Origin of the sequence: Planktotalea frisia, assembly GCF_001890925.1 — a bacterium.
Lineage (GTDB): Bacteria > Pseudomonadota > Alphaproteobacteria > Rhodobacterales > Rhodobacteraceae > Planktotalea > Planktotalea frisia.
Genome location: NZ_MLCB01000037.1, coordinates 1 through 7705 on the forward strand (window position 1 = coordinate 1; position 7705 = coordinate 7705).

The 7705-nt window shown below is 53.7% G+C and carries 8 protein-coding genes and 1 pseudogene; 5 read left to right on the forward strand and 4 right to left on the reverse strand.

Going from position 1 to position 7705, the window contains the following annotated elements; translation table 11 throughout:
* Nucleotides 1–50: 50 nt before the first annotated feature.
* The 3 genes and pseudogenes from PFRI_RS02380 to PFRI_RS02390 form a co-directional block, all read right to left on the reverse strand.
* Nucleotides 51–383 (reverse strand): annotated as a pseudogene (locus PFRI_RS02380) (MarR family transcriptional regulator); the annotation flags it as partial.
* Nucleotides 384–457: 74 nt separating this feature from the next.
* Nucleotides 458–718, reverse strand: a complete 261-nt coding sequence (locus PFRI_RS02385; protein WP_072629161.1) for a succinate dehydrogenase assembly factor 2 — start codon at nt 716–718, stop codon at nt 458–460.
* Complete coding sequence (locus PFRI_RS02390) at nt 715–1152, reverse strand: helix-turn-helix domain-containing protein (RefSeq protein WP_245812222.1); 438 nt, start codon at nt 1150–1152, stop codon at nt 715–717. Before PFRI_RS02390 ends, PFRI_RS02385 begins: the two co-directional genes overlap by 4 nt.
* A gap of 94 nt (nt 1153–1246) precedes the next feature.
* Here PFRI_RS02390 and PFRI_RS02395 point away from each other — a divergent pair, with 94 nt between their 5' ends.
* Nucleotides 1247–2449 (forward strand): pyridoxal phosphate-dependent aminotransferase, encoded by a 1203-nt coding sequence (locus PFRI_RS02395; protein ID WP_072629162.1) that lies wholly within the window; start codon nt 1247–1249, stop codon nt 2447–2449.
* Nucleotides 2450–2472: 23 nt separating this feature from the next.
* On the forward strand, nt 2473–2877 hold the full coding sequence (locus PFRI_RS02400) for a hypothetical protein (RefSeq protein ID WP_072629163.1): 405 nt from the start codon (nt 2473–2475) through the stop codon (nt 2875–2877).
* On the opposite strand, the gene PFRI_RS02405 is transcribed toward PFRI_RS02400, so the two are convergent.
* A complete protein-coding gene (locus PFRI_RS02405) occupies nt 2874–4301 on the reverse strand; it encodes an MATE family efflux transporter (RefSeq protein ID WP_342742257.1) in 1428 nt (475 codons plus the stop codon). The two genes, PFRI_RS02400 and PFRI_RS02405, sit on opposite strands and share 4 nt — an antisense overlap.
* A 29-nt stretch (nt 4302–4330) precedes the next feature.
* On the opposite strand from PFRI_RS02405, the gene PFRI_RS02410 reads away from it, so the two are divergent.
* The 3 genes from PFRI_RS02410 (at nt 4331) to PFRI_RS02420 (ending at nt 7276) form a co-directional block, all read left to right on the forward strand.
* Nucleotides 4331–4981: a TIGR02453 family protein gene (locus tag PFRI_RS02410; protein ID WP_072629165.1), complete on the forward strand. Its 651-nt coding sequence runs from the start codon at nt 4331–4333 to the stop codon at nt 4979–4981.
* A 95-nt stretch (nt 4982–5076) separates the two neighbouring features.
* Entirely contained in the window at nt 5077–6372 is a 1296-nt protein-coding gene (locus PFRI_RS02415; RefSeq protein WP_072629166.1) for an alpha/beta hydrolase family protein, read from the forward strand.
* Nucleotides 6373–6406: 34 nt separating this feature from the next.
* Nucleotides 6407–7276 carry an alpha/beta fold hydrolase gene (locus PFRI_RS02420; RefSeq protein ID WP_072629167.1) on the forward strand — a complete coding sequence of 290 codons (870 nt, stop codon included), beginning with the start codon at nt 6407–6409 and terminating at the stop codon, nt 7274–7276.
* The last annotated feature ends 429 nt before the right edge of the window (nt 7277–7705 follow it).

Below are 7705 nucleotides of genomic sequence, written 5' to 3' on the forward strand. Positions count from 1 at the left end.
CCCGATTACATCTTAGCTGAGCCACAAACCTGTCCGAATTAGTAGGACCACTTCACGGAGCGGCGATCAATTTCGCAGCGTTGGTGATGCATAAAGTCCATTTCGACCAGCTTTTTAAGATTATAGCTGACGTTAGACCCCTGATAGTAACCGCGCGATTTCAACTCACCTGCCGTGACTTCATTGTCGCCAATGTTAAAGAGCAATAGCGCCTGAACTGCGTTAATCTCTAACATATTGACGCGCTCGAATTCGTCTTTGATCACATCAAGCAAAAGCCTGTGCAATCGTTCAACCAGCGCGAGCGCCTCTAGATAACCTGTAATAAACCCTTTATCCGAACCTGTTTTCAACTCTGGTTCGACAAGACTGTGCATGCTCATTCGTTTCTCCGATATACTGCTCACGGAGGAAGATGAGACAAATTTGCAAATATTCCGTTAAAGTTGGAAACCAATCAGTTTTGAAATGTCTGCGCAATTTGAGACAACATTGCTTCAAAGCGTTCAGGCGGCTTGGTTTGACCTGTCACCCAAGAGTACAAATCCTGATCATTCTCTTCTAAAAGAGCATCATAGAGGGTGATTTGAGCTTCTGACATACGCGTAAGATGACCGTCGGCATAGGCGGACAGAATGATATCCATCTCTTTGATGCCGCGCCGCATGGAGCGCATTTTGAGGCGTTTGATGCGGGATTCAGATGATTCTTGCGTCATCTGGACTTCAACGCGCCGCGCAAACGCTTTTCCAAACGGCCCAATTGTTCGGCAGATTGGCTGATTGTCACACGCAAATCACGCATGTCTCGCAACAACTCACCAAGGTCGGCCTCGCTCACTGGTCCGTCAGCATTGGGCGCATCGAGACCCTCGCCTTCGCCGTTCATCAACCACATCATAGAGACGTTCAACACACCCGCCATAATAGAGAGGTGATTGGCGCGCGGCTCGGAGAGGTCTTGCTCCCATGCTTTCAGGGTGCTCGCCTTGATCCCGAGACGACGTGCCATCTGAGCTTGGGTCATTTTGGCGTTGTCACGCGCAGCTGCGAGGCGATCCCCAAAGGTTGCTGCATCCGGCCCATACCAGTCATCCGCCGCCATATCATCGTTGGTGATTGGTTTCGCGTTCAGAGCGTCGATATCATCCATTTAGCTTCGCCTTATCAGATTGTTTCAGAACGCTTGCTTGCGCGCGCGCCTCATCCTAAGAGGGACAAGGCTAAATTACAATTCGGAGCGCACCATGACTTTCCTTTCTGCGACACTCTCACGCGTCAAACCATCCCCCACGATCGCAGTTACGGCAAAAGCGCAAGAGTTGAAGGCCGCTGGACATGACGTGATTGGACTTGGCGCGGGTGAGCCAGACTTTGACACGCCCCAGAACATCAAGGACGCGGCTGCGCGTGCGATGGATGCGGGCAAGACGAAATACACCGCAGTGGACGGGATCATTGAGCTGAAGCAAGCGATTTGTGCGAAGTTTCTGCGCGACAATGAACTAAGCTATACGCCGGATCAGGTGTCGGTCGGCACGGGCGGCAAGCAGATCCTCTATAATGCGCTGATGGCAACTATGAACCCCGGCGACGAGGTGGTGATCGCCGCCCCTTACTGGGTGAGCTATCCTGATATGGTGCTGCTCGCGGGCGGCACGCCTGTGATTGCAACGGCGTCGTCGCAAACGAATTACAAACTGACAGCGGATCAGTTAGAGGCCGCGATTACCCCCAAAACAAAGTGGTTCATCTTTAACTCGCCGTCCAATCCAACAGGCGCGGGATATAACCGAGAAGAGCTGAAAGAACTGACAGATGTGTTGATGCGTCACCCCCATGTTTGGGTGATGACGGACGATATGTATGAGCATCTGATGTATGATGATTTCGAATTCTTCACCCCTGCCCAGATTGAGCCGCGCCTTTATGAGCGCACGTTGACCTGTAATGGCGTGTCTAAGGCTTATGCGATGACGGGATGGCGCATTGGCTACGCAGCGGGCCCCAAAGAGTTGATCGGTGCAATGCGCAAGATCCAGAGCCAGAGCACCTCCAACCCTTGCACAATTAGCCAATGGGCCGCGGTTGAGGCGTTGAACGGCCCGCAGGATTTCCTGGTCGAGAACAACAAGATGTTCGTACGTCGCCGCAACCTTGTCGTTGAGATGCTGAGCGCGATTGAGGGAATGACCTGCCCTGTGCCCGAGGGCGCATTTTACGTTTACCCTTCGATTGGCGGGTTGATCGGCAAAAGCACGCCTGACGGTACTGTCATCGAAAATGACGAGATTTTCGCGACGAAATTGCTAGAAGACACAGGCGTCGCGGTGGTGTTTGGTGCAGCCTTCGGACTTTCACCTAATTTCCGCGTCAGCTACGCCACGTCAGATGAGGCATTGACACAAGCCTGCAAACGCATCCAGACATTCTGTACTACGCTCACATAAGTGGGTTGAATTAGTAGGGTCGTATGTCTGGTCAATTACCTGATTATTATTTTCGAGTGCGCGAGAACGGCGCGCTCGTGTTTCGTGTCGATACGGAAAACCGTCAACGTCGTATCGAGATGGACCAGATCGCGGTCGTTAACATCCGCAATGGCGAGATAAAGCCACAAGGGGATCGCGTTCTAAACGAGCGCGATCTTGAAGTAATCCATGAGTGGATGGCGGAGCGTACGGCCCTTCTGGCAGAGCGCGACATCGACGACATTTACCGCGCGGTGGATTATCTTAACCTGACGACACAGTGGGCGCAGGCAAAGGCCACGGAAGAGCAGTTAGAGGCGGTGACGGATGATCTGCTATTAGCGATGCATGACTTGCGCTCTGTTTTAGTGCGCAAGAAAGCGGATCGTTTGATGAAAGATCGCTAAGCGCCTTTGACGGCCAGCGATGGCCCCAAGCGAAAAAAGCGTTCTGTCATAAGGACCGCAGCAACAGCGAGACCGACGACCAAGCCACCCCAGACGCCAACCCCTTCATATTCAAAGACAAAGCCAAGCACATAACTGCACGGCACGCCAATTACCCAATAGCTGAAAACAGCAAAGCTCATCGGGACTTTGGTATCCCTTAGACCGCGCAACAGACCCAAAGCCATAACTTGGGCGGCATCGACCATTTGGAATATGCCAGCCATCAAGAGCAGGACGGCGCCGATGGCCATGATCTCTGCGCGGTTGGGTTCGTCCTTGTCGAGGAACACCGAAATGAGCGGATCAGGGATCAGCACGAAGACAACAATCGTGAGTGCCGCAATCAGAAGCGACATGGCGATAACCACTTTTGCACCGCGCATCAGGTGGTCTGGGTCTTTGCGCCCCAGCGCATTGCCAGAACGCACGGTTGCCGCGTTCGACAGGCCAAGGTGGATCATGAATGTCAGGCTTGCCAGTTGTAGTGCTACGCCGTGCGCTGCGAGTTGGTTGGTGCCGAGCCACCCCATCATGAGTGTCGACGTCGCGAACAGACCCACCTCTGCAAGGATGGTAAAGCCAATGGGCACGCCTAAACGGCCCACAAGGAAGAACGCATCCCAATCGGGTTTCCACAGCCGTGCAAAGATTCTTTGTTGCGGCAGCGCCCAAAGCACGTAGCCCGCAATCACCAAAAGCGACAGAATTTGTACGCCGAGAGAGGCAATCGCAGAGCCGCGCAAGCCCAATTCGGGCGCGCCCCAGTTGCCAAAGATCAGCGCATAGTTGGCGAACCCGTTTACCACCATCGCCACAAGGGTCACCCATAGCACGACCTGCGTACGCTCAAGCGCGGCGAGGTAGGATTTCAGCACCATAACGCCAAGTGCGGGAATAACGCCCCAACCAGCAATACGCAGATAACCTTGGGCCTCTGAAGAGAGTTCAGGGGTTTGACCGAGAGCCAGTAGCAAAAACTCCGAGAAATAGAACATCGGCATTACAGCGATTGCGAAAACGAATGACATCCACAAACCCATCCGGGTCGTGCGGCGCATTTGGACTTCGTCATTTTCCGCGAACTGGCTTGCGACCAGCGGCATGACAGCTTGCGCAAAGCCAGAGCCAAAAATGAAGAGCACGAAAAAGAACGTGCTGGCGAGCGTGACCGCCGCCAATCCTTCGACAGAATACCAACCCATCATGATTGTATCGGTCAAGCCAATGGAAAACTGCGCCAGATGCCCACCAATCAATGGCAAACCCAGCGACAAGATCGCTTTGGCGTGCTGGCTTTTGGGCATTTGAGGTGATTTAGCGTCCGTGTTCATCGCCTTAGCATTGACCCAAGCGCGCAAAGGCGGCAAGCGTCGTTTTAACAATTATTGTACCCCAAAGAGCGAGCACCTAAATGAGCCAACCTTTCGAGACGTTGATATCCGATGCGCGCGCGTTCTACGGCGAACTTGCGCAGAACAATAACCGCGAGTGGTTTACAGAAAATAAATCCCGCTATGAAACGCTGTTGAAAAAGCCTGCAAAGCTGCTGTTGGATACGATTGCGCCAAAACTGGGCGGACTGCTGGATCAGACAGTCACGACCAAACTGTTTCGCGCCAATCGCGACGTGCGCTTTTCCAAAGACAAAACGCCCTACAGCACGCATTTGCACATGATGTGGAGCCCGCAAGGAAATGGGACGCAGCCTATTTATTTCTTTGGGATCGCTGGAGAATATGTACGCACGGGCGCTGGTTTGATGAATTTCGACAAGGCGCAGCAAACCGCATGGCGCGCCTGGGTCTCTGAGCGTGAAGGCGATGCACTGCAAACGCGTCTCGACGCCGCGGTGAGTGCAGGCGCGACCTATGGCAAGCCCGAATTAAAGCGCGTCCCCTCGCCTTTTGGCAATGATCATCCGCGCGCAGAGTTGTTGCGCCGCAAATCGCTGGTGCTTTGGAACGATATTGGCAGCAAAGCCAGCAGCGATTTGGTTGGGGCGATTGAGCAGAGTTTTGCACAGTTCGAACCTGTCATGGATGACCTGCGCACGTTTCTGTAGGGCGGCGGGAAAAACACAACTTCCGTAGCGTATTGCTTGACCCATCTTGGGACCACGTCACGATATCCCAATAACAAGATTTTGGGAGTTAGATTATGAGACATGCATTGGCCGCCGCTGCGGTTGTTCTTACGGTAGGGCCTGCGATGGCAGAAAACCGCATTGATACGATCCGTCCTGACGCACCTGCGTTGTCCGCTTATGGCGAACATGTCGTGGGCGTGCGTAGCTTTGAGTTGGTGAACCCCGGCCAGATCGACATCGTGAACACCACGGCTGAGAACGCCCCGACCTATGATCGCCCTTTGACGGTCGAGGTTTGGTATCCGGCGGCGGATGGCGTGGAAGCGGGCGGCACCTATGAAGGGGTGAACCTGCGCGCGGCCTCTGTTCAAGTGGCGCTTGAGGGCCAAGCGGTGCGCGATGCCGCCCCTGCGGCGGAGGGAAAATTCCCGTTGATCGTAATTTCGCATGGCTATCCGGGCAACAGGTTCTTGATGGCGCATTTGGGGGAAAACTTGGCCTCTAAAGGCTATGTGACGGTCTCGATCGATCACACGGACAGCACCTATGCAGATCAGAATGCGTTTGGCTCGACCTTGTTGAACCGTCCTTTGGATCAGGATTTTGTGGTTGAAACGTTTTCTGACTTTAGCAGTGTCTCTTCCGACCTTGCGGCCATCATCGACGGCGATACGGTTGGTGTGATCGGTTATTCCATGGGCGGCTACGGCGCGCTGATTTATGGCGGCGCGGGTGTCACGCAAGCCTCGACTGAGTATCCGTGGGGCACGCCGAATGGTCTGCTGACGCGTCACTTGGAAGGTTCCGAGAGCCACGCGAACATGCCCAATGACAAGGTCAAAGCGATCATCTCTATCGCGCCTTGGGGCAAGAACACAGGGTTCTGGTCTGAAGGTGGTCTCGCGGGTTTCAGCAAGCCGTTGATGTTGATGGCAGGCTCTGTGGATGACGTGTCGGTCTATTCCGCACTGCGAGCAATCTTTACGGAGACGACAGGCACCAAGCGTCACCTACTCACCTTCGAGAACGCGAACCACAATGCGGCCGCCCCAATGCCATCGCCCAAAGAGGGTTACCAGATGGTCGAGGGCATGGATTTCGCACCCTTCGAGCACTATGCGGACGCGGTTTGGGACAACACCCGCATGAACAATATTGCGCAGCACTTCGCGACGGCGTTCATGGATATGCATCTAAAGGGTGACGAGAGCAAAGCGGCATATCTTGAGCTGATCGAGAACGCAGCCGAAGGTGTTACCAAGCTGGACGATGCAGGCAAACCAACTGACGAGCACACCTATTGGGAAGGTTTCCCAGCGCGCACGGCGGCAGGTCTCAAGTTCGAGACGTTGGATGCCGGCAACTAAGGTTGTAACGAAGCTTTAAGAAAAGGAGCGCCCCATGGAAGAGCGTTGGTTTACTTTAAACGGTGAAACATTCTTCGCACGCACATGGGGCGATCCATCTTTGCCCCCACTCCTGATGCTTCATGGTTTTCCTGAGTATTCAGGGGCTTGGGAAGAGTTGGCGCTGGAACTGCAAGATCAATTCTACTGTGTAGCCCCTGATCAACGCGGCTATGGGCAAAGCTATTGTCCTGAGGGCGTCGAGAACTACCGCACGGGTGTTTTGGCGTCTGACATGGCGGCTTTGGCGCGCGAGTTGGGTGCGCCTGTCACGGTGATGGGCCATGATTGGGGAGCCTCGGTTGCCTACGGTTTGGCGATGTTCTTTCCTGATTTGGTGTCGCGTTTGATCATCGCGAATGGCGTGCATCCTGTACCATTTCAGCGGGCGATGGCGGCGGGTGGCGCGCAGTCAGAGGCGTCGCAATATATCAACGCTTTGCGCCGCGCAGGATCAGAGGACTATCTGGCCCGCGATGATTTTGGCAAGCTTTTGCAGCTTTTCTCAGCGCATATGGATTTGAGCTGGCTCTCTGGCGAGAAGCTCGCAGAGTATAAAACCGAGTGGGGTCGCACGGGCCGTTTGAAAGCGATGATCAACTGGTACCGCGCGTCCACTTTGGTGGTGGCTGATCCGGGTGAGACAGTCGCGTTGGCACCGATGGACGTGTCGCGCTTGCAGGTGACGTGCCCACATTTGTTGACCTGGGGGATAGAGGATACGGCGCTCTTGCCCATGTCGCGTGAAGGATTAGACGCGTTCGCGAATGATCTGACCGTGGTGGAGATTGAAGGCGCAGATCATTGGGTTTTGCATCAGAAGGCGCGTGAAGTGGCTGAGGTTGTGCGGGAGTGGGTTGGTTAACAACTTTCGCGCGACTTACCTCAGCAACACAATTTCCGAACATCGTTTAACGGGTGTTATGTGATGCACGCTCGGGTTGATTAATGACACATACATATTCTAGTTCAAAGCGCAGAGATTTTCACTCCGTAAAGTATGTACTTAGTTAGGTTATTCGATGCAAAACTTTCTCATGTGTTTACTTTTCTTGACGTTTAGTTCGCAGACATGTGCAGCCGATGACAACTACAACTTTCTTGTACGTCGTGACAGCTTGCTGGCTTCATCAAGCCCGAAATTTCCAATTTTAGGCAAACCTATCGATCTGAGTAACTCCTTAGGCGAGCGCTTTCTTCCAGCGTTGAAGCGGTATCCCAATTTGAGCAGTTGCTTAGGAGTTATTGTCAAATCTGGTGTTTGAGGATTGTTGGTCATGCAGCGATCTGGTCA